We start from the raw sequence: 23,436 nt of genomic DNA on the forward strand, positions 1-23,436 counted from the left end.
CGCCGAGGAGCGGAGGGTTTCGCGGATCAGGGCTCGCAGCTGTCTGAGCGAAGCGAGTTCTGCGAGACCCCGCGAAAAACGAGCACCGCAGGTTGCCCGCAGCGCAGCGCAGGGTCGCAGACAGTGGGGTCGCCTTTCTTTTGCCTACGTTTCTTTGGCGAAGCAAAAGAAAGTGAGTCCGCCGCCGGGCGGAATCCCGGCCTCGGGAAATCTACTGCCCCGAAGGCACCAAAAGAACCCGCTCCACAGTCTCCCTCTCCACAGCCCCCCGGCTATAAACAAGCGGAACGTACTTCCCCTCAAGCCAAAGCGGCGCAAGGTCCCGATAGTTCGGACTCTCCGGATTCCCCGATTGCCCCGGCGTATTGATCACCCGCGAGGCGTCCCAGTTGCCCACGTCCAGCACCATCCGGAACGAAGCCCCTGAAGTCAGCCTGTAGTCGCTGGCACGGTAGCTCGCAGCCATCGGCGTGAAGGCAGAGCCAGACATCGGCCAGTCGCCGACCTCCAGCTTCTTGCGCCTGGCCGCATCGACCACACCGCCCAGCGGATGCCGGAATTCCGCGCGATGCAGCGCACCCCACTTCCAGCCAGTCATGTCAGGCCCGAGCTTGGCGGTGAGCTCCTGCATCGCAGGCGGCAAGGTCTGCAGCAGCAAGGCGTTGCGCTGCGCATCGCTGACCCAGCCGGACGGGTTTTCGAGCAACAGCACCATGCGCGTGTTGTCGCCGGGCGCGGCGAGCGATGAGGCAGCATCTCCGGCCCCGGCCTTGAGCACGGCTGCACGCAGGGTCTTGCTGCTCCAAACCTCGTACAACGCAGCGGCAGCGCTGTCGCGGTGCATGGTGCCGTCCCAACCCTGCAGCAGGCGCAGGCCGGCCGCAGTCTGCGCATCGTCGCTGCGCAAGCCGGCCAGGAGCTTCAGCAGCCGCTGCGCGGGCGTCGCAACGATGTCGTTCTGCATGCGTTCCGAGTCCTCGATGGTGAAGCGCGAACCCGCGGCCGCCTTCGCGGCGAACAGCTCCTTGAGACGGCGCGCACGGGCGGCGTCGCTCCACTCGTAGCCGATGCCTTTCTTCGCAGCCGGATGATCGGGCGGAATGTTGTTTTCGTTTGCGGTCACCACGTAGCCGCGCGCGGGGTTGAATTCCGAAGGCAGTTCGTCGCCATTGCGAAAGCCCGACCACTCGTAGCGGCCGTCGCCAGGCACGGGCATCAGCCCATCCCAGTTGGGCCGGATGGGTGTCAGGCCGCCCGGCATCCAGCCGACGTTGCCATTGCGGTCGGCATAGACCTGGTTCTCGCCGGGTGCGCCCCAGCGGTTCATTGCGGCGCGGAACTGGTCCCAGTTCTGCGCGCGCATGTAGTCCATGGACCCGAAGTACGGCGCCATGCCGGGTTCGAGCCACGCGGCCCGCAGCGCGAAGGCACGCTGCTTGCCGGGCTCGGACAGCAGCACCGGGCCGTGGCGCGTGAAGGTGTTGACCACCTCGCGCGGCGCGCTCTCGCCACGCACCGCAATGCGCTCGGTCACGCTCGTCATCGGCTCCCAGCGGCCCTGGTAGCGGTACTCGTTCGGGTTCTGCGGGTTCAGCTGGTACACGTACAGGTCTTCCTGGTCCATGTAGAAGCGGGTGAGCCCGAATGCGATGGTGCCGTTGTGGCCGATGGAAAGGCCAGGCAAAAAAGGCTCGCCCGCGCCGATGGCGTCCATGCCCGGGGCGCTCAGATGCGTCATGTAGCGCAGGCTCGGCGCGCCATGGGCGCGGTGCGGGTCGTTGGCGAGGATGGGCCTTCCGGTGGATGTGAGCCTTGGCGCGATGACCCAGTTGTTGCTGCCATAAGCGGCTGTCGGGTCGCCTTGCATGGCCTGTTGCTCGTCTTCTTCATCGGCCCTTGCAGCGACCGAAGCCGGCGCCGCACCCGCCAGCCGCGTGTTCTCCTTGGTGAAGCGCGGCGACTCGGTGGCACGCAGGTAGGCAGCGCGCAACTCGGCCGCTGGAATGGTGCAGGGATCGAAGCCAGGCGGCACCTGCGGCGTGACCGGCGGATCGAGTTCGCGGCGCAGCCAATCGGCCTTGACGCCTTCACTGCCGGCGCAGAAGGCGCGGGCGCGGTCGATCTCCGACGTGAAGTTGAGCGTGAGGCCGTGGTGCCGGATGCGCACCACGTCTTCGGGTGACCACACCGCCGGCTGGTAGCCCAGCAATGCAAATTCGGTCGGCAGCAGCGCGGGCTGCGCGCGCACCTGGGCAACGTAGGCGTTGACGCCGGCGGTAAAGGCCTCGGCCACGCGCTTGGCATCGGAGCCATAGGCCAGCCACTCGCGGTACATGTCGCCGCGATAGAGCACGGCGCGCGCGGCACGGTCGCTCTCGACCCATGCGGGGCCGAAGTCCTTGGCCATTTCGCCGAGGCCGCGCTTGCGCCAGAGGTCCATTTGCCAGAGCCGGTCGCGCGCGGCAATGAAGCCCTGCGCAACGAAGGCGTCGTACAGCGTGCCGGCATACAAGTGCGGCACGCCCCAGCGGTCGACCAGCACCTCGGCCGGCTTCTCGAGGCCAGGCACGGCGAAGGACGACGGCGCGCGCGGTGACGTCTGCACACCCGGAGGCGCCGATGCGCAGCCCGCGAGCGCGAGGGCCGCGAACGCCGCGGCGCCGATGGAATGCCTTTGACCTAACGAGCGCCGCAACACGGGGCGCAGGTTTCTTGTTCTCATGCGTCTTGTCTCCTGCCGGGTGGATTTTGGGCAGCGCACAGTATCCCGATTTGCATATCCGCTGGGTACTGCGAGGGATGACTTGTAGACTTCCTCCTACATGCAGCAAACACCCTCTTCCATCTCATGCGGCGGCTGGCTCGGCTCTGCCATACGCCGCATCGAAGCCGACTACCAGCGCAGCGCCGACACGCACCTGATCCCGCTGCCGCTGCCTTCGCTTGCCGCGGCCGGCATCGACCTGTACCTGAAGGACGAGTCGACCCACCCGACCGGCAGCCTCAAGCACAGGCTCGCACGTTCGCTCTTTCTCTATGCGCTGTGCAACGGATGGGTACGCGAAGGCACGACCATCGTCGAGGCATCGAGCGGCTCCACCGCCGTGAGCGAAGCCTACTTCGCGCGGCTGCTCGGCCTGCCCTTCATTGCAGTGATGCCGCGCAGCACCTCGCCCGAGAAGGTGGCGCAGATCGCCTTCTACGGCGCGCGTTGCCACTTCGTCGACCATGCGGCGCAGGTCTATGAAGAGGCGCGCGCACTCGCCGAGCAGACCGGCGGGCACTACATGGACCAGTTCACGTATGCCGAGCGTGCGACCGACTGGCGCGGCAACAACAACATCGCCGAGAGCATGTTCCAGCAGATGGCGCGCGAGCGGCATCCGGTGCCGGCGTGGATCGTGGTGGGCGCGGGCACGGGCGGCACCAGCGCCACCATCGGGCGCTACGTGCGCTACCGCTGCCACGACACGCAGGTGTGCGTGCCAGACCCCGAAGGCTCGGTGTTCTCGGCCTATCACCGCACGGGCGATGCAACGCTGACTGCGGCGGGCTCGCGCATCGAAGGCATCGGCCGACCACGGGTGGAGCCGAGCTTCGTCCGCACGCTGGTCGACCGCATGATCGAAGTGCCCAACCTCGACTCGGTGGCCGCCATGCATGCGCTCTCTGCACTGCTGGGGCGAAAGGTCGGCCCATCGACCGGCACCAACTTTGTCGGCATGCTGGCCATAGCCCGCGAGATGCGTGCGGCCGGCCAGCAAGGCTCCATTCTTTCGCTGCTGTGCGATGCGGGCGAGCGCTACCTGCCGAGCTATCACGACGCGGCGTGGGTGCAGAGCGCCTTCGGCGACGTGGGGCCAGCACAGCAGCGCATCGACGCGCTGGTTGCGCAGTGATGCCTGCGCCGGCCTTCTGCAAGCTCTCGCGCCGCAGCCTGCTGCTTGCGGCGCTGGCCGCAGCGCCCGCAAGCTGGGCGCTGCCCGAGCGCACCCTGCAGTTTCCTCGCGACTTCGGCAGCCACCCCGACCTGCGCACCGAATGGTGGTACATCACGGGCCATGCAAGAACTTCGGTGGGACGCGAGTTCGGTTTTCAGGTGACGTTCTTTCGCTCGCGCGTCGATGCCGCGCAAGGCATGCGCTCGGCGTTCGCGGCCAAGAACCTCGTGTTCGCGCATGCCGCGGTTACCGACCTTGAAGGCCGCGTGCTGCTGCATGACCAGCGCATTGCGCGCGCGGGCTTCGGCGTTGCGTCGGCCAGCGAAGCCGACACCGACGTGCGCCTGCGCGACTGGTCGCTCGTGCGCTCGAACGGCGGCTATGCGGCGCGCGTGCCGGCCGGCGAATTCACGCTCGACCTGCGCTTCACGCCCACGCAGCCGGTGCTGCTGCAAGGCAAGAGCGGGCTCTCGCGCAAGGGCCCCGAAGAAGCACAGGCAAGCTACTACTACAGCGAGCCGCAGCTCAAGACGCAGGGCCGGCTCACGCTCAAAGGCCAGGCCTTCGATGTCGACGGGACGGCCTGGCTCGACCACGAATGGAGCGAGGCGCTGATGCATCCCGAGGCCGTGGGCTGGGACTGGATCGGCATGAACCTGGACGACGGCAGCGCCCTCACGGCCTTTCGCCTGCGCCGCCGCGACGGCAGTGCGCTATGGGCCGGCGGTTCGTTTCGCTCGCGCGACGGTGCGCTGCGTGTTTTCAGCAACGACGAGGTACGGTTCGATGGCACGAACGCGTGGACCAGTCCGCGCACGCAGGCCAGGTACCCGACCCAGTGGCGCGTGCAGACCCCGTCGGGAAGCTTCGAGGTGCGCGCGCTGCTCGACGACCAGGAGCTCGACAGCCGCGGCTCCACCGGCGGGGTGTACTGGGAAGGCGTGAGCGACCTGCTCGATGCGCAAGGCCGCCGCGTTGGGCGGGGGTACCTGGAGATGACCGGCTACGCCGCACCGCTGCGGCTCTGAGATCGCCCAGCGCGCGTCTGTCATCAAGCCGTCATGCCGAGGCCCTGAACTCGGCCTCCGACACCGCACGATTGAACGTGCGCCAAGGCTTGAATGAACAGAAGACTCCGGCTCATCGCGCTGCTGATGGTTGTAGCGGCTGCCGTGGGCGCCGCGTGGGTGTTTGCGGCCATGCGGCCCGCATCGCCGGCAACCAACGCACTGCTTGAAATCCGCTGGCACGGCAACGGCATCGTCCTCCAGGGCGCGGTGAGGGACGCGGCCACGCAGCAAGTGCTGGTGGAAGGCGCGACCGCACGGCTCGGCGGAGAAGCCAACCAGGTGGTGGACTGGCTCGACATCGCGCCCGCGGCGCTGCCCGTGGCCGATGCCGCGTCGCTCGCCAGCCTCATCCGCCTTGGACAAGAGGGCTGGCACCTGCAGCGGCACGCGACAGAGGCATGGCTCGCCGTGCAATCGCCGGATGACGATCGCACCACGCAGGCCAGGCAGCTGCTGCAACGCGCCTTCGGCCCCGGCGTAACCATCCGCGTCATCCCCCTGTCCTGAGCACGCGATGTGCGACGCGATGCGCCAGCGGTCATGGCGACGTCATCTGCCTTGTCCAGCATGCGCTGCATTCCATCAAAAGAGGAGAGGCTCATGCCTGCATCGCTGAAACATCTCGCCATGGCGGGGGTTGTCCTGGCCACGTTGTCCGCCTGCGGCGGAAGCAACGATTCGAACGGCTTCATTCCGTTTCTCCCGCCGCCGGCACCGGCGCCCGCTCCTCCGGCGCCGCCGCCTGCTCCGGCAACGCCAGGCAGCGTGGACGTGAAGCTCATCGCCTTCAACGACCTGCACGGCAATCTCGAGCCGCCCAGGCTTTCCATCACCGCGCCGGCCAACGGCGGCGGCACGGTGCCGGTGCCGGCGGGCGGCGCCGCGTACATGGCTTCGGCCATTGCGTCGCTCAAGGCAAAGAACGAGAACAACGCGGTGGTCTCCGCCGGCGACATGATCGGCGCCTCGCCGCTGGTGTCGGCGCTGTTCCTCGACGAACCGACCATCGAAGCCGTCAACGCAATGAAGATCGACTTCAACGCGGTCGGCAATCATGAGTTCGACAAAGGCCAGACCGAACTCCTGCGCATGAAGAACGGCGGCTGCGCCAAGAACACGCCGCTGGAGCCGTGCCGGGTCAACAAGGCCTTTCCGGGCGCCAACTTCGGGTTCCTGGCCGCCAACACCGTAAAGAACGACGGCAACACGCTCTTCCCCGCCACGGGCATGAAGACCTTCACCAAGGACGGCGCCACGGTGAAGGTAGCGTTCATCGGCATGACGCTCAAGGGCACGCCGAGCATCGTGACGCCGGCCGGCGTTGCGGGCCTGAGCTTCAAGGACGAGGCGGACACCGCCAACGCGCTGATTCCGCAGCTGAAAGCCGAGGGCGCCGACGCCATCGTCGTCGTGGTGCACGAAGGCGCCACGACCACCGTCGGCTACAACGACAAGAGCTGCGCGGGGCTGAGCGGCGACATCCTGCCGATTCTCAACAAGCTCGATGCGGCCGTGGACGTGGTGATCTCGGGCCACACCCACCGCTCGTACATCTGCGACTACAGCAAGACCAATCCGGCCAAGCCCTTCCTGCTGACGAGCGCCGGCCAGTACGGCACCTTGCTGACCGACATCAACCTGACGATCGACACGCGCACGCGCAAAGTCACGGCCAAGTCGGCCGACAACGTGATCGTGCAGGGCGAAGCCTACACCAGCGGTGCCAACACGGTGGCCGTGACCGACCAGTACCCGGTGTTCGGCAAGAACCAGGAAGTGGCCGCGCTCATCAGCCAGTACCTTTCCGTTGCAGCGCCGCTGGTGCAGCGGGTGGTGGGCACCCTCTCGGGCCCGGCCACGCGCACGCAGACGGCATCGCGCGAAAGCGTGCTGGGTAACCTGATTGCCGACGCACAGCTCGATGCCACCAGCCCCAGCAACAAGGGCGGCGCGCAAATCGCCTTCATGAACCCGGGCGGCGTGCGGGCCGACCTCGTGCCGGCCAACGACGGCAGCGTGACATATGGCCAGCTCTTCAGCGTGCAGCCCTTCGGCAACAGCCTGGTGGTGAAGACGATGACGGGCGCGCAGATCAAGGCGCTGCTCGAGCAGCAGTTCAACAGCGGCACCAACACGGTCGCATCGCCGAGGGTGCTGCTGCCTTCGCGCAGCCTGAGCTACAGCTACAGCCTCTCGGCACCCGCGGGCTCGCGCATCAGCAACATGGCGCTCAACGGCACCGCAATGACGGACGGCGCGAGCTACCGCGTGACGATGAACAGCTTTCTGGCGACCGGCGGGGACAACTTCACGGTGTTCAACCAGGGCACGGACACGCTGGGCGGCGACCAGGACGTGGACGCGCTGGAGGCCTACATCAAGGCGAACAGCCCGCTGGTGCCGCCCACTGCCAACCGCATCACTGTGCTGCCTTGAGCGGGCTTCCTGCCCCAGGAACAAAAAAGGCGGACACAGGGTCCGCCTTTTTTCATTTCATCGCGCCTTGCCTTTTCGGCGGTCGATGAAGGCGATGACCTCGCCCATGATGCCCTTGCGGAACGCCAGCACGCAGATCACGAAGATCAGACCTGTGACCATGGTCACCGATTCGCCGAGCGTGTTGAACCAGTCGACGCCCGTGAGGCGCGCCATGAAGGTGCCGAAGTCGCCGACCTTGTTCTCCAGCAGCACCACCACGGCCGAACCCACCAGCGGGCCCGAGAGCGTGCCGAGGCCGCCCACCAGCGTCATCAGGATCACGTGGCCCGACGCGGTCCAGTGCACGTCGCTGAGCGAAGCGAAGCCGAGCACCAGCGTTTTCAGCGAACCGGCCAGGCCCGACAGCGCGGCCGAGATCACGAAGGCCAGCAGCTTGAAGCGGTTGACGTCGTAGCCGAGCGAAATGGCGCGCGGCTCGTTTTCCTTGATGCCCTTGAGCACCTGCCCGAAAGGCGAGTGCACAGTGCGCGCAATGAGCAGGAAGGCCGCGACCACGATGACCAGCGCGACGTAGTACATCGTCAGGTCGTCGCGCAGATCGACAAGGCCGAAGAGCTTGCCGCGCGGCACGCTCTGCAGGCCGTCTTCGCCGCCGGTGAACTTGGCCTGCAGCGCGACGAAATACATCATCTGCGCCAGCGCCAGCGTGATCATCGAGAAGTAGATGCCCTGGCGGCGAATGGCCAGCCAGCCGAACACCAGGCCCAGCAGCGCACCGGCGAGCGTGCCCAGGATCAAGCCCAGCTCGGGCGTGAGATGCCAGACCTTGAGCGCCTGGCCCGTAAGGTAAGCCGAGCCGCCCAGAAATGCGGCATGGCCGAAAGACAGCATGCCGGTGTAGCCCAGCAGCAGGTTGAAGGCGCAGGCGAACAGTGCGAAGCACAGCACCTTCATCACGAACACGGGGTAGAAGCCGATGAAAGGTGCGGCAATGAGCGCCAGCAGCAGCACCCCGTAGACGACGAGCGATATTTTCTTCATGGACTTTTACTTCTCGCTGCCGAAGAGGCCGGCCGGACGAATCAGCAGCACCACGACCATGATCACGAACACCACGGTGGCCGAGGCCTCCGGATAGAACACCTTGGTCAGCCCCTCGATGACGCCGAGCCCCAGGCCCGTGAGGATGGCCCCCATGATCGAGCCCATGCCGCCAATGACGACCACCGCGAACACGATGATGATGAGGTTCTGCCCCATGAGCGGCGAGATCTGGATCACCGGCGCGGCAAGCACGCCCGCGAATGCGGCCAGCGCCACGCCGAAGCCGTAGGTCAGCGTCACCATCAGCGGCACGTTGACGCCGAAGGCCTCGACCAGCCGCGGGTTCTCGGTGCCCGCGCGCAGGTAGGCGCCGAGCCGCGTCTTCTCGATGGCATACCAGGTGGCAAAGCACACCACCAGAGACGCCACCACCACCCAGGCGCGGTAGTTGGGCAGGAACATGAAGCCCAGGTTGGTGCCGCCGCTCAATGCCTCCGGAGTGTTGTAGGCCAGGCCCGAGACGCCGTACACCGAGCGGAAACCGCCTTCGATCAGCAGCGTGAGACCCAGCGTGAGCAACAGGCCGTACAGGTGGTCGAGCTTGTAGATCCAGCGCAGCAGCAGCCGCTCGATCAGCACGCCGAACAGGCCGACGATGAGCGGCGCCACCGCCAGCATGACCCAGTAGTTGACGTTGAAGTAATTCATCGCCATCCACGACAGTACCGCCCCCATCATGAACAGCGCGCCATGCGCGAAGTTGATGACGTTGAGCAGCCCGAAGATCACCGCCAGCCCCAGGCTCAGGATCGCGTAGAACGACCCGTTGACCAGCCCCAACAGGAGCTGGCTCAACAGGGCAGGCATAGAGATGTTCATCGTGGAGACAGGTTCAGAAACAGGTTCAGAAAGGCGTCAAAAGACCGGGTCGCGGGCAGCAATTACTTCCAGAGGGCGCAGGTGCTTTCTTCCTTGGTCGTGTAGACCTGGTCGCCCGGCACCTTCTTGACGATCTTCAGCAGGTCCCACGGGCCCTTCGATTCCGAAGGCTTCTTGACCTCGGCCAGCAGCATGTCGTGCACCATGCGGCCGTCGGGGCGGATCACGCCCTTGGCGTAGAAGTCGTTGATCGGCGTCTTCTTGAGATGCGCCATCACCTTGTCGGCATCTGTGCTCTTCACGGCTTCGACGGCCTTGAGGTAGGCCATGGTGGCCGAGTAGTCGGCCGCCTGGATGTCGGTCGGCTTGTTCTTGGTCTTGGCTTCGTAGCGGGCGGCCCACTTGCGCGACTCGTCGTCGGCGTCCCAGTACCAGCTGGTGGTGTGCAGCAGGCCTTGCGTGGCCGGCAGGCCCAGGCTCTTCACGTCGGTGAGGAACACCAGCAGGCCCGCGACCTTCATCGACTTGTCGATGCCGAATTCCTTCGATGCCTTCATCGAGTTGATGAAGTCGCCGCCGGCGTTGGCCAGGCCGAGCACCTGGGCCTTGGAGTTCTGCGCCTGCAGCAGGAAGGACGAGAAGTCCGACGCGTTGAGCGGCGCACGCACCGTGCCCACCACCGAGCCGCCCTTGGCCTTGACGACCTTGGCGGTGTCTGCCTCGAGTGCATGGCCGAAGGCGTAGTCGGCCGTCAGGAAGAACCAGCTCTTGCCGCCCGTGTCGACCACGGCGCCGCCGGTGCTCTTGGCAAGCGCGACGGTGTCGTAGGCATAGTGCACGGTGTAGGGGCTGCACTGCGCGTTGGTCAGCGCCGAAGTGGCTGCGCCGTTGGTGAAGAACACGCGCTTCTTTTCTTGCGCCACCTTGGCGGTGGCCAGCGCCACGCCCGAATTGGTGCCGGCGAAGATCATCGTGGCACCAGCCGTGTCGATCCACTCGCGGGCCTTGGAGGCGGCGATGTCGGGCTTGTTCTGGTGGTCGACGCTCAGCACTTCAACCGGCTGGCCGAGCACCTTGCCGCCCATGTCGTCAATGGCCATCTGGATGGCGGTGGCGCCCCCCTTGCCTTCCAGGTCGGCATACAGGCCCGAGAGGTCGCTGATGTAGCCGATGACGACCTTCTCTTGCGCTTGCACGGCATGGCTTGCAAGACCCGCGGCGCCGAGCATGAGTGCAATGATTTTGAGCTTGGTTTGCATGGTGTCTCCTGGATGATTTGAGAGAGTCAACGGAAAAACGATTGGCGAGTGCTCGGCTACACGCCCAGCAGTTCGCTGAGCACGGGCATCTTGGCGTCGAGCTCCTTGGCGCCGAAAGCCTCGACCATGCGGCCGTGCTCCATTACGTAGAAGCGGTCGGCCAGCGGCGCGGCAAAACGGAAGTTCTGCTCCACCATCACGATCGTGTAGCCCTTGCCGCGCAGGGTGTGGATCATTCGCGCGAGGGCCTGCACGATCACAGGCGCCAGGCCTTCGGAAATCTCGTCGAGCAGCAGCAGCTTGGCGCCGGTGCGCAGGATGCGCGCCACAGCCAGCATCTGCTGCTCGCCGCCCGAAAGCCGCGTGCCCGGGCTGTTGCGGCGCTCGGCCAGGTTGGGAAACATCTCGTAGATTTCGGCCACAGACATGCCCTGCCCCGCGCCTTTGAGCGCAGGCGGCAGAAGCAGGTTTTCCTCGGCCGAAAGACTCGCGAAGATGCCCCGCTCTTCGGGGCAATAGCCAATGCCCAGGTGCGCAATGCGGTGCGTGGCCATGCCGATGGTCTGCACGCCGTTCACCTCGATGCTGCCCTTGCGCGAGCCGGTCAGGCCCATGATGGCGCGCAGCGTGCTGGTGCGCCCTGCACCGTTGCGGCCGAGCAGCGTGACCACCTCGCCGGGCTGCACCACCATGTTGACGCCGTGCAGCACGTGCGATTCGCCGTACCAGGCGTGGAGGTCCTTGATTTCAAGCGCGGCGGTCATGTCAATGCGCCCCTTGCAGCTGTCCTTCGGTGGTGCCCATGTAGGCCTCCATCACCTGCGGATTCTTCGAGACTTCAGCGTACGGGCCTTCGGCCAGCACGGCGCCGCGCTGGAGCACGGTGATGGTGTCCGCAATGGTCGAGACCACGCTCATGTTGTGCTCGACCATGAGGATGGTGCGGCCGGCCGACACGCGCTTGATGAGTTCGGCCACGCGGTGCACGTCTTCATGGCCCATGCCCTGCGTGGGCTCGTCGAGCAGCATCAGCTCGGGGTCCATGGCCAGCGTGGTGGCAATTTCGAGCGCACGCTTGTGACCGTAGGGCAAGTTCACGGTCAGTTCGTCCGCCTGGTCCGCGAGGCCGACTTCGGCCAGCAGTTCGCGAGCGCGCGCATCGAGCGGCGTGAGCGTCTTTTCGCTCTTCCAGAAATGGTACGAAGTGCCGAGCGCGCGCTGCAGGCCCAGGCGCACGTTTTCCAGCAGCGTGAGGTGCGGAAACACCGCCGAGATCTGGAACGAGCGGATGATGCCGCGCCGGGCGATTTGCGCGGGCTGCTCGCCCGTGATGTCTTGCCCGTTGAAAAGAATCGTGCCGCTGGTCGGCTCGAGAAACTTGGTGAGCAGGTTGAAGCAGGTGGTCTTGCCGGCACCGTTGGGACCGATGAGCGCATGGATGGAGCCGCGCACCACCGACAGGTTGACCTTGCTGACCGCGGTGAACCCTTTGAATTCCTTGGTGAGCTGGCGTGTTTCGAGGATGACGTCGCTCATCTCGCGAAGTCGCCCGGGTTCAGGAAAGATATGTCGGTCATGCGGTCCATCTCATGCGCCACTACCGAGCGCGGCCTGATTGTTGGTGGGCGCCTCGCACTTGCATACTGGGGCAAATGCCTATGCTGCAGTGCAACCTGTCCGCGCGGGCGATTCCGGCATCGGGCGACTGTCGTCACAATGACAATGACTTATCGGTTCGAACCCTTACTCCCGTGCTACCCATGCCGAACTTCCGCTCACCCGACTTTCTTGCTGACCACATCCTGAACACGCTGGCGTTCTATGCGCCGGTCGGCCGCGACCCGTCAGGCGGCTTCTTTCATTTCTTCAAGGACGACGGCGCGGTGTACGACCGTCGCACGCGGCACCTGGTAAGCAGCACGCGCTTCGTCTTCAACCATGCCATGGCATACCGGCGCTTCGGCAAGCCGCGGGATCTGGAGGCGGCACGCCACGGCCTCGCATTCGTGCAGCATGCGCATGCACAGCCGGGAGGCGGCTATGCATGGCAGATCGACTGGCACGATGCGCAAGCCGACGTGCAGGACGGCACGCACCATTGCTATGGCCTCGCCTTCGTGCTGCTTGCTCACGCGCACGCGCTCATGGCGGGCATCGGCGAAGCGCGCGCGGGGCTGGAGCAAACCTGGCAGTTGATGGAACAGCGTTTCTGGGAGCCGCAACATTCACTGTATGCCGACGAGGCCACTCCTGATTGGCGAGTCGGGCCCTATCGGGGACAGAACGCCAACATGCACGCCTGCGAGGCGATGCTTGCCGCATACGAAGCCACGCAAGAGGCGCGCTACCTTGATCGTGCGCTGGAGCTTGCGGAATCGGTAACGGGCAAGCTCGCCGCGCTGGCTGGCGGACTCGTGTGGGAGCACTACCGCGAAGACTGGTCGATCGACTGGGACTACAACCGCGGCGACAAGACCAACATCTTCAGGCCCTGGGGTTTTCAGACCGGCCATCTCACCGAGTGGACCAAGCTGCTGCTGCAGCTAGAGCGAGCGCTTGTTGCAGCGGGCCGCGAAGCGGACTGGATAGTGCCGCGCGCAACGCATTTCTTCGACACCGCCATGCTGCGCGGCTGGGACGCGGCGCATGGCGGCCTCGTCTACGGATTCGGCCCCGACGGCGAGGTGTGCGACGGCGACAAGTACTTCTGGGTGCAGGCCGAGAGCTTTGCCGCCGCGGCGCTGCTGGCCGTGCGCACCGGCGATGTGGACTATTGGAGCTGGTACGACCGCATCTGGGCCTACAGCTGGGAGCACTTCGTCGATCACCGGCACGGGGCCTGGTACCGCATTCTCACGCCTGACAACCGCAAGATCAGCGACGAGAAGAGCCCCGCCGGCAAGACGGACTATCACACCATGGGCGCGTGCTACGACGTGCTGCGCGCGCAGGGTGCGTGACCAGCGCGCGCCGTGCCCCCGGTGCGCGGCTTTGCTCGGCGCCTAGTGCGCGCCTGCCGCGGCGTCGCCGCCCGCACCGCCCTTTTGTGGCCGCGCCAGCCACACCAGCGGGATCAGCAGCAGGAACAGAATGGCCGACGCATAGAAGATGTCGTTCGCGGCCAGCATGAACGATTGCTGGTCGACCAGCCGGTTGATCTGGCCCAGCACCTGCTCGCTGCTCAAGCCGCTGCTTGCCAGGCCGTTCATCGCACTGGTTGCGGCGCCGTTGCCCAGGTTCACCGATTCGGCCAGTTGCGAGTGATGCAGCGCCGCGCGGTTCTCCCACAGCGTGGTGGTGATCGAAGTGCCCATGGCGCCGGCGGTAATGCGCAGGAAGTTCGACAGGCCCGATGCCGCCGGAATGCGGTCGGGCGTGAGGCCCGAGAGCGTGATGGTCACCAGCGGGATGAAGAAGAACGCCATCGCAATGCCCTGGATGATCGTCGGGATGATGATCGTCACGAAGTCGGCCTGCGTGTTGAAGTTCGACCGCATCCACAACACCAGCGCAAACACCAGGAACGAGAAGGTCGCGTAGCGGCGCGGATCGATCTTGGACACCGTGAGCCCCACCACCGGCGAGAAGAAGATGGCCAATAGCCCCACGGGCGCCATGATCATGCCGGCCTGCGTGGCGGTGTAGCCCATCCACTGCTGCAGCCACAGCGGCAGCAGCACCACATTGCCGAAGAACAGCCCGTAGGCCACCGCGGTGGCTACCGCACCCGACCAGAAGTTGCGGCGCTTGAAGAGCGACAGGTCGACCACCGGATGCTTGTCGGTGAGCTCCCAGATCAGGAAGAACGCGAAGCCGACCACGGCCACGACCGCCATCGTGATGATCTCGGGCGAATGGAACCAGTCGAGCTCCTTGCCCTTGTCGAGCATGAGCTGCATCGCGCCGACCCACAGCACCAGCAGCGCGAGGCCGATGGCGTCGATGGGCACCTTGCGCGTGGTGCTTTCACGGTCGCGGTAAAGCGCCCAGGTGATGGCCGCCGCAACAATGCCCACGGGAATGTTGATGTAGAAGATCCACGGCCACGAGATGTTGTCGGTGATCCAGCCGCCAAGGAGCGGCCCCATCACGGGCGCCACGAGCGTGGTCATCGACCACATGGCCATGGCGAGGCCGGCCTTGGCGCGCGGATAGCTCGACAGCAGCAGCGTCTGCGACAGCGGGATCATCGGGCCCGCGACGAAACCCTGCAGCGCGCGGAACGCGATCAGCATGGTCATGTTGGGCGCCAGCCCGCAGAGCAGCGAGCTGATCATGAACAGGATCACGCTCGCCATGAACAGGCGCACCTGGCCGAAGCGCTGGGTCATGAAACCCGTGAGCGGCACCGCAATGGCATTGGCCACCGCGAAGCTGGTAATGACCCAGGTGCCCTGGGTGGTGCTCACCCCCAGGTCGCCCGAGATGGCCGGCAGCGACACGTTCGCGATCGACGAATCGAGCACGTTCATGAACGTTGCCGCAGAGAGCGCGATGGTGCCCCACACGCGGGCGGAGCCCTCGAGCGGCGGCGGCGCTACGTAAGCGGGAGCGGGAGCGGCAGCAGTGGCCATTGGCTTTGCCTTGAAGACCGAGGGCGATCAGCCGGGGTGCGACTGCGATGCCGTGTGGCCCGCGTTGCCGGCGGTTGCGGACGTTGCTGCGGCACGGCCCGCCGGCTGCGCGGCGGCGGCGGGCGCGCTGCGGCCGAGGTTGGCGGCAACGATGCGATCGACCTCTGCATTGGCCCCGTCGTCGAGCTTGCTGTAGACCTGGGTCTGCGAAATAGCCGTGGCGCGCGGCGCATCGGCCAGCATCTTGCCGGCTTTCTGCGTGATGTCGATCTCCGCGTCCATCGAAAGGCCGATGCGCAGCGGATTGGCCTTGAGCTGCTCGGGGTCGAGCGCAATGCGCACGGGCACGCGCTGCACCACCTTGATCCAGTTGCCGGTGGCGTTTTGCGCGGGCAGCAGCGCGAACGCACTGCCGGTGCCCACGCCCAGGCCCGCAACCTTGCCGGTGTACTCGACCTTCTTGCCGTACACGTCGGCGGTGAGCTTCACGGGCTGGTCGATGCGGATGTTGCGCAGCTGCACTTCCTTGAAGTTGGCGTCGACCCACAGCTGGTTCAGCGGCACGATCGACATCATCGGTGTGCCGGCCGCGACCCGCTGGCCGAGCTGCACCGTGCGCTTGGCGACGTAGCCGTCCACCGGCGCGGGCATGGCCACGCGCTGCGTGGCGAGGTAGGCCTCGCGTACTTTGGCGGCGGCGGCCAGCACGCTCGGGTGCTGGGCCACGCTGGTACCTTCGGTCAGCGACTGGTTGCTTGCAAGCTGCTCGCGCGCGGCCACCACGCCGGCCTGCGCCGCTGCGAGTTGGCTCTTGGCGTTGTCGAGCGCGGTTTCGGCGTGGTTGAGTTCTTCCTTCGAGACCGCGCCATTGCCCGACAGCGCGCGGCGGCGCTGCAAGTCGTCCTGCGCCTTGGCGATGTCGCTCTGCGCCTTGACGATGTCGGCCTGGCGCAGGCTGACCTGCGCCGCGAGCGAGCCGTTGTTGGCGTACAGCGTGCGCACCTGGCGCACCGCTTGGGCGAGCGCGGCCTCGGCCTGCTCGAGCGCCACCTTCGCGTCGGCGGGGTCCAGCTGCACCAGCGGCTGGCCTGCCTTCACGAAGTCGGTGTCGTCGGCGTTGATGGCCATGACGGTGCCGCCGATCTGAGGCGTGATCTGGATCACGTTGCCCTGCACGTAGGCGTTGTCGGTGTTCTCGTAGTGGCTGGCAACCAGCCATTCATAGAGGCCCCAGCCGCCGCCGGCGACGATGACCACCGCGGCAAGCGCGGTGAGTGCGCGGCGGCGCTTGCCGTTGCCTGCGGGGGCTTCGGGCGTTGCGGAGGCTGCAGTGGCAGCGGGCGTCGGAGTGTTGTTATCGCTCATGATGAAGTTCTTTCCGAAGACGAGAAAAGTCGGTTCAGTTCAGCGCGGCCGATAAGGCCGGCGCATTGGCCGTGGCCGTGGCCGTGGCCGTGGCTGGCGCTTGCCAGCCGCCGCCGAGGGCGCGCACCAGGCCCACCTGCGTGTCGAGGGCGCGCGCGGCAAGGTCCACGGCCAGGCGGCGTTGTGCGAGCACGGCGGTTTCCGCGGTCAGCACGTTGAGGTAGTTGCCAAGGCCCGCGCGGTAGCGCTGCACGGCAATGTCGTAGGCGCCTTCGGCCGCGGTCTGCGCGTCGCGCTGTTCGGCCTGCTGGCGTGCGATCGACTGCGCGCTCGACACCTGGTCGGCCGCGTCGCGTACCGCATCGATGACGGTGGCGTTGTAGCTTTCGATGGCCGCATCGAGATCGGCGGCCTTGCCACGCAGGTTGGCGCGCAACTGGCCGCCTTCGAAGATCGGCAGATGGATGGCGGGGCCCACGCCCCACTGCTCGCTGCCCGACTTGAGCAGCTTGCCGAAACCCAGGCTCTGGAAGCCGGCGAAGGCCGTGAGGTTCACGTTGGGGTAGAACTGCGTCCTTGCATTGGCCACGTCGCTGGTGGCGGCCTCGACGCGCCAGCGCGCTGCCGCGATGTCGGCGCGGCGGCCGAGCAGGTCGGCCGGAATGTTGGCTTGCATCGCAATCGGCTTGACGGCCTCGAGCATCGGCGCCTTGAGCGATGCGGACACGTTGGGCTGGCCCACGAGTGCATCGAGCGCGTGCTGCTGCAGCGCAATCTGCTCCTGGAGCGCTTCGATCTGCTGGCGTGCCTCGGGCAGCCCGCCCTCGCTCTGGCGCAGCTCGAGGCGAGTGTCGAGGCCGGCGGACACGCGGTCTCGCACCAGCTTGAGCGTTTCATCGCGTTGGGCCAGCGTGCGCTGGGCCACGCCGAGCTGTTCGTTCAGGCGAGCCCATTGGAAGTAGCTGCGCGCCACGTTGCTGGCCAGCAGCACGCGGGCGGCATCGGCGTCGGCTGCGGCTGCATTGGCGGCGCCAATGGCGGCCTCGAGCGCGGTGCGGTTCTTGCCGAAGAAGTCGAGCTCCCAGCTGGCGCCGAGCTGCAGCAGGCCGATGTTCTGGGTCGAGCCGCCGAGCGGTGCGGGATAGATGTAGTTGCTGTTGAACTTCTGGCGGTTCAGGTCGAGCTCGCCGTTCACCTTGGGCTTCAGCGCCGACTCGGCGATGTCCGCGGAGGCCTGCGCCCGCGCCAGGCGCGCACGTGCCACCTGGAGGTTCGGATTGCCGGCCACGGCCTGGTCGACCAGCGTGTTGAGTTGCGCGTCGCCGAATGCTCGCCACCATTGGCCGTCGACACTGGGCACAACTGCGGCGCTGGTGTCGGCGGCAATGCCGAGCGAAGACGCATCGCGCAGCTTGGCATGCGAACCGATGCCGGCCATGTCGGCACAGCCGGCCAGTGCAACCACCAGCAGTGCGGCGGCCATGACGGGGGTGCGCCGCAGGACGCGGGCGGCGAAAGAATCAGTCATTTTTTTCTCCACGGGCTGCAAGGGCCTGCGCGTTGTCGAGGATGCGGCGCAGATAGCCCTTGAGCTGCTCCCATTCCTCTTTGGTGAAACCCGCCAGGTGTTCGTTCTGCACGCGGCTGAGCACGTACGGCACTTCCTTGGCGGCGGCGCGGCCTTCTTCGGTGAGTTCGATGTTGACCACGCGGCGGTCTTCGAGCGACCGCACGCGGCGGCACAGGCCCTTGGCCTCGAGTCGGTCGAGCAGGCGCGTCATGGCGCCGGTATCGAGCTCGCAGGCGCGGGCAAGTTCAGCCACCGTGGTGGCGGCACCGATGTGCAGCTTGTACAGCGGCAGCCATTGCGGAAAGGTCGGGCTGCCGGGCTCGCACATGCGGGTTTCGACCGCCTGCGCCACCGCACTCAGGATGCGGCGCATGAGATAGCCGATGCTTTCTTCGGCCTGGTAGGTCTCGGCGCGATAGAAGTCGGCGGGCCGGCGCTCGGCGCCGCCAGAAGCCGGCGGGACTTGCGGGGTGTCTGTATCGCTCATGCCCTGAATATTAGTTGCCTCGGCAATTATTGTCAAGGCTGCCTTTGTGAAGGCAAGGGTCGGTAGAATCCGCGCCATGGCTTCTTCCCCCCTGTCCTCACCGGCCAAGGGCTCGCCCCGATCACTGTCGGGCCTGAGCCCTTTTCTTCGGCCCTACCGCGTGCAGATCGTCCTGGCGGGCATTTTTCTGGTGATGGCTGCCGTCACGACGCTGGTGTTTCCGCTGGCGCTGCGAAGCCTGATCGACGGCGGGCTGATCAGCTCCGACAAGGGTGCGCAGACCATGGCGCTGCGCGAGCATTTCGGCGCCCTCTTCGCCGTGGCCGTGGCGCTGGGTCTTTTCTCGGCGGCGCGCTTCTATACGGTGAGCTGGCTCGGCGAGCGTGTGACAGCGGATCTGCGCAACGCGGTGTACGGCCACGTGCTGCGGCAGAGCCCGGCCTTCTTCGAGACCACGCAGACCGGCGAAGTGCTGTCGCGCCTGACGGCCGACACCACGCTGGTACAGACGGTGGTCGGCTCCTCCCTGAGCATGGGGCTGCGCAACGCCGTCATGGGCGTGGGCGCGCTGGCGGTGCTGATCTGGACCAACCCTTATGTGATGGTGCAGGTGCTGGGCATCCTGGTTCTGGTGGTGCTGCCGAGCATGTGGTTTGGCCGACGCGTGCGCAAGCTCTCGCGCGCCAGCCAAGACCGCGTGGCCGATTCGAGCGCCATCGCGGCCGAGGTGCTCAACGCGATTCCGGTGGTGCAAAGCTACACGGCCGAAGCACGCGAAGCCGACCGCTTCAATGCGTCGACCGAAAACGCATTCAGAACCGCCGTGCGGCGCACCAAGGCGCGCTCGGTGCTGGTGGCCTTCATCATCATCGCCACCTCGGCGGCACTGCTCTGGGGCCTGTACCAAGGCACGCAAGCCGTGCTGCGCGGCGACATCACTGCCGGCCATCTCGGCCAGACAGTCGTCTACGTGGCCATTCTTGCAAGCGCGACAGCCGTGCTCGGCGAGGTCTACGGCGATCTGCTGCGGGCAGCGGGTGCCACCGAGCGCCTGATGGAACTGCTGCACGCGCCGGCGGCCATCGTTTCGCCGGCCAACCCGGCGGCTGCGCCTGTTCCCGTGGCGGGTAGCGCAGTCAAGTTCGAGGCGGTCACTTTTCACTACCCCTCCAGGCCCGGCACTCCGGCCCTGAAAGATTTCAGCCTGGACATTGCTCCCGGCGAAACGGTGGCGCTGGTGGGTTCGAGCGGCGCTGGCAAGAGCACGGTGTTCCAGCTGCTGCTGCGCTACTACGATCCGCAGTCGGGCCGGCTGCTGCTCGATGGCGCGCCGCTCGCTTCACTGGCATTGCCGGACCTGCGCACCCGTATTGGCCTGGTGCCGCAAGACGCGGTGATCTTCTCGGCCAGTGCGTTCGAGAACATTCGCTATGGCCGTCCGGACGCGACGGCCGACGAGGTGCATGCGGCTGCCCGCGCAGCTTTTGCGCACGACTTTCTGCAAGCGCTGCCCGAGGGGTACGACACTTTCCTGGGCGAACGCGGGGTGCGCCTGTCGGGCGGACAGCGACAGCGCATCGCGATTGCGCGCGCCATTCTCAAGAACCCGCCGCTGCTGCTGCTCGACGAAGCCACGAGTGCGCTCGATGCGGAGAGCGAGCGCATGGTGCAGGCCGCGCTCGAGTCGGCCATGGAAGGCCGCACCACGCTGGTCATTGCGCACCGGCTCGCCACGGTGCAAAAGGCCGACCGCATCATCGTGCTCGACCATGGCGGTATCGTGGAACAGGGAACGCATGCCACGCTGGTGGCGCAAGGTGGGGTGTATGCCCGCCTGGCTGCGCTTCAGTTCACTGCTTGACCTGTTGTCGCTGCGGCAAGTCCGCAGCAGAAACGCAGCAGAAACGCAGCCTATTGCAGCGTTTCCTTGAGCGCCGCGGGAATCGGCAGCGGCATGACGGGAATGCCCTCGTCGAGCAGCGCTTCGGTCTGTTCGCGGGTCGCCTGGCCGCGAATACCGCGCTCTTCGGTTTCGCCGTAATGCATCTTGCGCGCCTCGTCGGCAAAGCGGTTGCCGACGTCTTCGGTCTTTGCAAGAACTTCTCGCACTGCGCGCATCCAGCGCGCTTCAGGAGACGATTCGGCGGGCACCTGGGCTGACGATGCTGCTGGTGCCGGCGATGCGGCGGCCTCGGCGGGCGCCTTGGCATTGCCCAGGTTGAGGCGCGGTGCGCTCAACAGTTTGACGATGCGCGTGTCGGCGCAGACCGGGCATTCGACCAGGCCGTCGGCAAGTTGACTTTCAAAAGCTTCGTTGGACGCAAACCAGCCTTCGAAGCCGTGGCCGTGCGAGCAGCGGAGATCGAGAACCTTCATGCGCGGATTATCCCGCGCCGCCTTGCGAAGCGGTACCCTGCCAATCGAGTGCCCATGCGCCCGAAAGGACGTTCTGCAGCCACAGCGTGCAAGTGAGCGACTTCGCGTCGGTGATCTTGCCTTCGCGGCACCAGTCGGCCACTTCTTGCGGCGTGGCCGTGAACACGTCGAGGAATTCGCCGTGGTCGAGCTGGCGCGTGCCGAGCGAGAGGCCGCGCGCAAAATAGATGTGGATGATTTCGGTGGAGTACGCCACCGCCAGGTGCATGGCGCCGGCATAGGCCCATTCGCGCGCGGTGTAGCCGGTTTCCTCGAGCAGTTCGCGCTGGCCGCAAACCAGCGGATCCTCGCCCGCATCGAGCTTGCCGGCCGGAAACTCGACCATCACATGTCCGACCGGATAGCGGTATTGCCGCTCCAGCACCACACGGCCATCGTCCAGCAGAGGAACCACCACCACCGCGCCCGGATGAATCACGTATTCGCGCGTGGCGCTGTGCCCGTCGGGCAGCCGCACGGTGTCGCGGCAGACCTGGAGGAAATTGCCCTTGAGCAGAACCTCGCTGGCCGTGCGTTCTTCCTTCAGGTGCGAATCGATGGCGGGATCGGTCATGTCAGTGCCTATGTTTCATCAGGTAGCGCCAAGTGAAACCGGGAAAGGCCAGCACGATGAAGAGAGCACCGGTCACGGCATAGAACTCCCAGCCCTGAGGAGCGATCTGCCCTGCCCGGCTCTCGAACAGAAAGCCGACGCCGCCAGCCAAGAAATACAGCACCACCAATTCGGCGAGCCGCACCGCGAGCGGCTTGGGTTGCGTGGCCAGCGATACGACACCGAACAACCGTTCATTGAGGAACGGCAGGTTGGCCGCCACCAGCGCCACCAGCAGAACGACCCAGACCGACGCGGTTTGCGACACCGTGGGCAACCGCGATCAGTTGGCCAGCGTGGCCACGATCGCCTCGGCGCACAGCGTCATGAGGCCGCCGGGAACGATGCCCAGCACGAGAATCAGCAAGCCATTGACCGAGAGCACGGCACGCACGTCGCGCGGCGCAGACACGGTGCTGGCGGTAACGGGTGCATCGAAGTACATGACCTTGACCACGCGCAGGTAGTAGAAGGCGCCGATCAGCGACATGATCACCGCGAACACCGCAAGACCGATGTAGATCGCCTGGCCCGACGCGATCAGCGCCTGGAGCACCGCAAGCTTGGCGTAGAACCCGACCAGCGGAGGCAGGCCTGCGAGCGAGAACATCGCAATGGCCATGACGCCGGCATACAGCGGGCTGCGCTGGTTCAGGCCGGCCAGATCGGTGATCTCTTCGCTTTCGAAGCCTTCGCGCGCCAGCAGCAGAATGATGCCGAAGCTGGCCAGCGTGGTCAGCACGTAGGTCACGATGTAGAACATCGACGCGCTGTATGCGAACTGCGCGTTGTAGGTGTTGCCGTTGACCACGCCCGCCACCAGGCCGAGCAACATGAAGCCCATTTGCGCAATGGTCGAGTAGGCCAGCATACGCTTGAGGTTGGTCTGCGCAATGGCGGCCAGGTTGCCCACCAGCAGCGAGGCAATAGCCAGCAGGGCCAGCATCTGCTGCCAGTCGATAGCCAGCGGCAGCAAACCTTCCACCAGCAGGCGGATGATGATGGCGAACGCAGCCAGCTCGGGCGCCGCGCCAATCAGCAGCGTGACTGCCGTCGGAGCGCCCTGGTACACGTCGGGCACCCACATGTGGAAAGGCGCCGCCCCCACCTTGAAGGCCAGGCCCGCCACGATGAACACCAGGCCGAACACCAGCACCTGATGGTTCACCTTGCCGCTGGCGATGATCTTGAACACTTCGTTCACGTCGAGCGAGCCGGTGGCGCCGTACAGCATCGAGAGGCCGTAGAGCAAAAAGCCGCTGGCCATGGCGCCGAGCACGAAGTACTTCATGGCCGCCTCGCTGGCTACCGCGTTGTCGCGGCGCAGCGCCACCAGGGCGTAGCTGGACAAGGTAAGCAACTCGAGACCCAGGTAGATCAGGAGGAAGTTGCTGCCCGAGATCATCACGAACATGCCCAGCAGCGCGAACATGCTGATGGTGAACAGTTCGCCGCCGCGCAGCATTTCGCGGTCTGCCGCGTACGGACGACCGTAGACCAGCGTGACCATCAGCGCGACCGTGGCAAAGCACTTGAGCCAGTTGCCCATGGGGTCGCTCACGACCATGCCGCCAAAGCCGTAGATCGTCTTGCCGTCGTTTGCGGCCATGCCGGTCAGCACGGCCACCACGGCCAGCGTGAGCAGCGTCAGGATGTAGGTGCGCGTGCGGCGGGGGCTGGTGGTCGACAGGTCGACCAGCGCAATGATGCAGGCCATGACCAGCAGCACGATTTCGGGGTAGATCGCGACCCAGCTGAGTTTGTCAATCATCTCGTTCTC

General features: G+C 66.0%; 20 protein-coding genes. 6 read left to right on the top strand and 14 right to left on the bottom strand.

Annotation, left to right across the window (positions count from 1 at the left end; genetic code table 11):
• Positions 1-211: 211 nt before the first annotated feature.
• Complete coding sequence (locus V9L21_RS24125; RefSeq protein WP_337315332.1) at positions 212-2,722, bottom strand: penicillin acylase family protein; 2,511 nt, start codon at positions 2,720-2,722, stop codon at positions 212-214.
• A gap of 100 nt (positions 2,723-2,822) precedes the next feature.
• Here V9L21_RS24125 and V9L21_RS24130 point away from each other — a divergent pair, with 100 nt between their 5' ends.
• From V9L21_RS24130 to V9L21_RS24145, 4 genes are all read left to right on the top strand, one after another.
• Positions 2,823-3,899, top strand: a complete 1,077-nt coding sequence (locus tag V9L21_RS24130; protein WP_337315333.1) for a PLP-dependent cysteine synthase family protein — start codon at positions 2,823-2,825, stop codon at positions 3,897-3,899.
• Positions 3,899-4,969 (top strand): lipocalin-like domain-containing protein, encoded by a 1,071-nt coding sequence (locus tag V9L21_RS24135; protein WP_337315367.1) that lies wholly within the window; start codon positions 3,899-3,901, stop codon positions 4,967-4,969. The genes V9L21_RS24130 and V9L21_RS24135 overlap by 1 nt, the downstream gene beginning before the upstream one ends.
• A 93-nt stretch (positions 4,970-5,062) precedes the next feature.
• Positions 5,063-5,518: a hypothetical protein gene (locus V9L21_RS24140; RefSeq protein ID WP_337315334.1), complete on the top strand. Its 456-nt coding sequence runs from the start codon at positions 5,063-5,065 to the stop codon at positions 5,516-5,518.
• A gap of 93 nt (positions 5,519-5,611) precedes the next feature.
• Entirely contained in the window at positions 5,612-7,447 is a 1,836-nt protein-coding gene (locus V9L21_RS24145) for a bifunctional metallophosphatase/5'-nucleotidase (protein ID WP_337315335.1), read from the top strand.
• A gap of 57 nt (positions 7,448-7,504) precedes the next feature.
• On the opposite strand, the gene V9L21_RS24150 is transcribed toward V9L21_RS24145, so the two are convergent.
• The 5 genes from V9L21_RS24150 to V9L21_RS24170 form a co-directional block, all read right to left on the bottom strand.
• Positions 7,505-8,491 (bottom strand): branched-chain amino acid ABC transporter permease, encoded by a 987-nt coding sequence (locus V9L21_RS24150; protein ID WP_258507900.1) that lies wholly within the window; start codon positions 8,489-8,491, stop codon positions 7,505-7,507.
• Positions 8,492-8,497: 6 nt separating this feature from the next.
• On the bottom strand, positions 8,498-9,373 hold the full coding sequence (locus V9L21_RS24155) for a branched-chain amino acid ABC transporter permease (protein ID WP_021008140.1): 876 nt from the start codon (positions 9,371-9,373) through the stop codon (positions 8,498-8,500).
• Between the two features lie 62 nt (positions 9,374-9,435).
• Positions 9,436-10,632 (bottom strand): ABC transporter substrate-binding protein, encoded by a 1,197-nt coding sequence (locus tag V9L21_RS24160; protein WP_157614728.1) that lies wholly within the window; start codon positions 10,630-10,632, stop codon positions 9,436-9,438.
• A 56-nt stretch (positions 10,633-10,688) separates the two neighbouring features.
• Positions 10,689-11,396 carry an ABC transporter ATP-binding protein gene (locus V9L21_RS24165; protein WP_126749713.1) on the bottom strand — a complete coding sequence of 236 codons (708 nt, stop codon included), beginning with the start codon at positions 11,394-11,396 and terminating at the stop codon, positions 10,689-10,691.
• Position 11,397: 1 nt separating this feature from the next.
• Positions 11,398-12,168, bottom strand: coding sequence for an ABC transporter ATP-binding protein (locus V9L21_RS24170; RefSeq protein WP_157614729.1), 771 nt, complete (start codon positions 12,166-12,168; stop codon positions 11,398-11,400).
• Positions 12,169-12,392: 224 nt separating this feature from the next.
• Here V9L21_RS24170 and V9L21_RS24175 point away from each other — a divergent pair, with 224 nt between their 5' ends.
• Positions 12,393-13,592 (top strand): AGE family epimerase/isomerase, encoded by a 1,200-nt coding sequence (locus V9L21_RS24175; protein ID WP_337315336.1) that lies wholly within the window; start codon positions 12,393-12,395, stop codon positions 13,590-13,592.
• A gap of 42 nt (positions 13,593-13,634) precedes the next feature.
• On the opposite strand, the gene V9L21_RS24180 is transcribed toward V9L21_RS24175, so the two are convergent.
• Genes V9L21_RS24180 through V9L21_RS24195 form a run of 4 tightly spaced genes read right to left on the bottom strand, consistent with a single transcriptional unit; the run spans position 13,635 to position 18,628 of the window.
• The gene (locus V9L21_RS24180; RefSeq protein ID WP_337315337.1) at positions 13,635-15,206 is read right to left on the bottom strand and encodes a DHA2 family efflux MFS transporter permease subunit; all 1,572 of its coding nucleotides are present in this window, start codon (positions 15,204-15,206) and stop codon (positions 13,635-13,637) included.
• Positions 15,207-15,233: 27 nt separating this feature from the next.
• Positions 15,234-16,571, bottom strand: a complete 1,338-nt coding sequence (locus tag V9L21_RS24185; RefSeq protein ID WP_337315338.1) for an efflux RND transporter periplasmic adaptor subunit — start codon at positions 16,569-16,571, stop codon at positions 15,234-15,236.
• A gap of 34 nt (positions 16,572-16,605) precedes the next feature.
• Entirely contained in the window at positions 16,606-18,099 is a 1,494-nt protein-coding gene (locus V9L21_RS24190; protein WP_337315339.1) for an efflux transporter outer membrane subunit, read from the bottom strand.
• A complete protein-coding gene (locus V9L21_RS24195) occupies positions 18,092-18,628 on the bottom strand; it encodes a MarR family winged helix-turn-helix transcriptional regulator (protein ID WP_258507912.1) in 537 nt (178 codons plus the stop codon). The genes V9L21_RS24190 and V9L21_RS24195 overlap by 8 nt, the downstream gene beginning before the upstream one ends.
• A 76-nt stretch (positions 18,629-18,704) precedes the next feature.
• Between V9L21_RS24195 and V9L21_RS24200 the strand changes: the two genes are divergently transcribed.
• A complete protein-coding gene (locus tag V9L21_RS24200) occupies positions 18,705-20,489 on the top strand; it encodes an ABC transporter transmembrane domain-containing protein (protein ID WP_337315340.1) in 1,785 nt (594 codons plus the stop codon).
• A gap of 50 nt (positions 20,490-20,539) precedes the next feature.
• On the opposite strand, the gene V9L21_RS24205 is transcribed toward V9L21_RS24200, so the two are convergent.
• The 4 genes from V9L21_RS24205 to nuoN are packed head-to-tail and all read right to left on the bottom strand — an operon-like array spanning position 20,540 to position 23,427.
• Positions 20,540-21,004 (bottom strand): DUF1178 family protein, encoded by a 465-nt coding sequence (locus V9L21_RS24205; protein WP_337315341.1) that lies wholly within the window; start codon positions 21,002-21,004, stop codon positions 20,540-20,542.
• A 7-nt stretch (positions 21,005-21,011) separates the two neighbouring features.
• Complete coding sequence (locus V9L21_RS24210; RefSeq protein WP_337315342.1) at positions 21,012-21,617, bottom strand: NUDIX hydrolase; 606 nt, start codon at positions 21,615-21,617, stop codon at positions 21,012-21,014.
• Between the two features lies 1 nt (position 21,618).
• Positions 21,619-21,924, bottom strand: a complete 306-nt coding sequence (locus tag V9L21_RS24215) for a DUF2818 family protein (protein WP_337315343.1) — start codon at positions 21,922-21,924, stop codon at positions 21,619-21,621.
• Positions 21,925-21,939: 15 nt separating this feature from the next.
• Entirely contained in the window at positions 21,940-23,427 is a 1,488-nt protein-coding gene (gene nuoN, locus V9L21_RS24220; protein WP_337315344.1) for an NADH-quinone oxidoreductase subunit NuoN, read from the bottom strand.
• Positions 23,428-23,436: the final 9 nt, after the last annotated feature.

Origin of the sequence: Variovorax sp. CCNWLW235 (assembly GCF_037204085.1) — a bacterium.
Taxonomy (GTDB): domain Bacteria; phylum Pseudomonadota; class Gammaproteobacteria; order Burkholderiales; family Burkholderiaceae_C; genus Variovorax.

Bases quoted from the DNA above. Each gene is read 5' to 3' on its own strand.
- V9L21_RS24170 (WP_157614729.1), bottom strand. From the start codon at position 12,168: ATGAGCGACGTCATCCTCGAAACACGCCAGCTCACCAAGGAATTCAAA.
- V9L21_RS24205 (WP_337315341.1), bottom strand. From the start codon at position 21,004: ATGAAGGTTCTCGATCTCCGCTGCTCGCACGGCCACGGCTTCGAAGGC.
- V9L21_RS24190 (WP_337315339.1), bottom strand. From the start codon at position 18,099: ATGACTGATTCTTTCGCCGCCCGCGTCCTGCGGCGCACCCCCGTCATG.
- V9L21_RS24180 (WP_337315337.1), bottom strand. From the start codon at position 15,206: ATGGCCACTGCTGCCGCTCCCGCTCCCGCTTACGTAGCGCCGCCGCCG.
- V9L21_RS24125 (WP_337315332.1), bottom strand. From the start codon at position 2,722: ATGAGAACAAGAAACCTGCGCCCCGTGTTGCGGCGCTCGTTAGGTCAA.
- V9L21_RS24150 (WP_258507900.1), bottom strand. From the start codon at position 8,491: ATGAAGAAAATATCGCTCGTCGTCTACGGGGTGCTGCTGCTGGCGCTC.
- V9L21_RS24145 (WP_337315335.1), top strand. From the start codon at position 5,612: ATGCCTGCATCGCTGAAACATCTCGCCATGGCGGGGGTTGTCCTGGCC.
- V9L21_RS24140 (WP_337315334.1), top strand. From the start codon at position 5,063: ATGAACAGAAGACTCCGGCTCATCGCGCTGCTGATGGTTGTAGCGGCT.
- V9L21_RS24210 (WP_337315342.1), bottom strand. From the start codon at position 21,617: ATGACCGATCCCGCCATCGATTCGCACCTGAAGGAAGAACGCACGGCC.
- V9L21_RS24155 (WP_021008140.1), bottom strand. From the start codon at position 9,373: ATGAACATCTCTATGCCTGCCCTGTTGAGCCAGCTCCTGTTGGGGCTG.
- nuoN (WP_337315344.1), bottom strand. From the start codon at position 23,427: ATGATTGACAAACTCAGCTGGGTCGCGATCTACCCCGAAATCGTGCTG.
- V9L21_RS24165 (WP_126749713.1), bottom strand. From the start codon at position 11,396: ATGACCGCCGCGCTTGAAATCAAGGACCTCCACGCCTGGTACGGCGAA.
- V9L21_RS24130 (WP_337315333.1), top strand. From the start codon at position 2,823: ATGCAGCAAACACCCTCTTCCATCTCATGCGGCGGCTGGCTCGGCTCT.
- V9L21_RS24185 (WP_337315338.1), bottom strand. From the start codon at position 16,571: ATGAGCGATAACAACACTCCGACGCCCGCTGCCACTGCAGCCTCCGCA.
- V9L21_RS24195 (WP_258507912.1), bottom strand. From the start codon at position 18,628: ATGAGCGATACAGACACCCCGCAAGTCCCGCCGGCTTCTGGCGGCGCC.
- V9L21_RS24200 (WP_337315340.1), top strand. From the start codon at position 18,705: ATGGCTTCTTCCCCCCTGTCCTCACCGGCCAAGGGCTCGCCCCGATCA.
- V9L21_RS24175 (WP_337315336.1), top strand. From the start codon at position 12,393: ATGCCGAACTTCCGCTCACCCGACTTTCTTGCTGACCACATCCTGAAC.
- V9L21_RS24135 (WP_337315367.1), top strand. From the start codon at position 3,899: ATGCCTGCGCCGGCCTTCTGCAAGCTCTCGCGCCGCAGCCTGCTGCTT.
- V9L21_RS24160 (WP_157614728.1), bottom strand. From the start codon at position 10,632: ATGCAAACCAAGCTCAAAATCATTGCACTCATGCTCGGCGCCGCGGGT.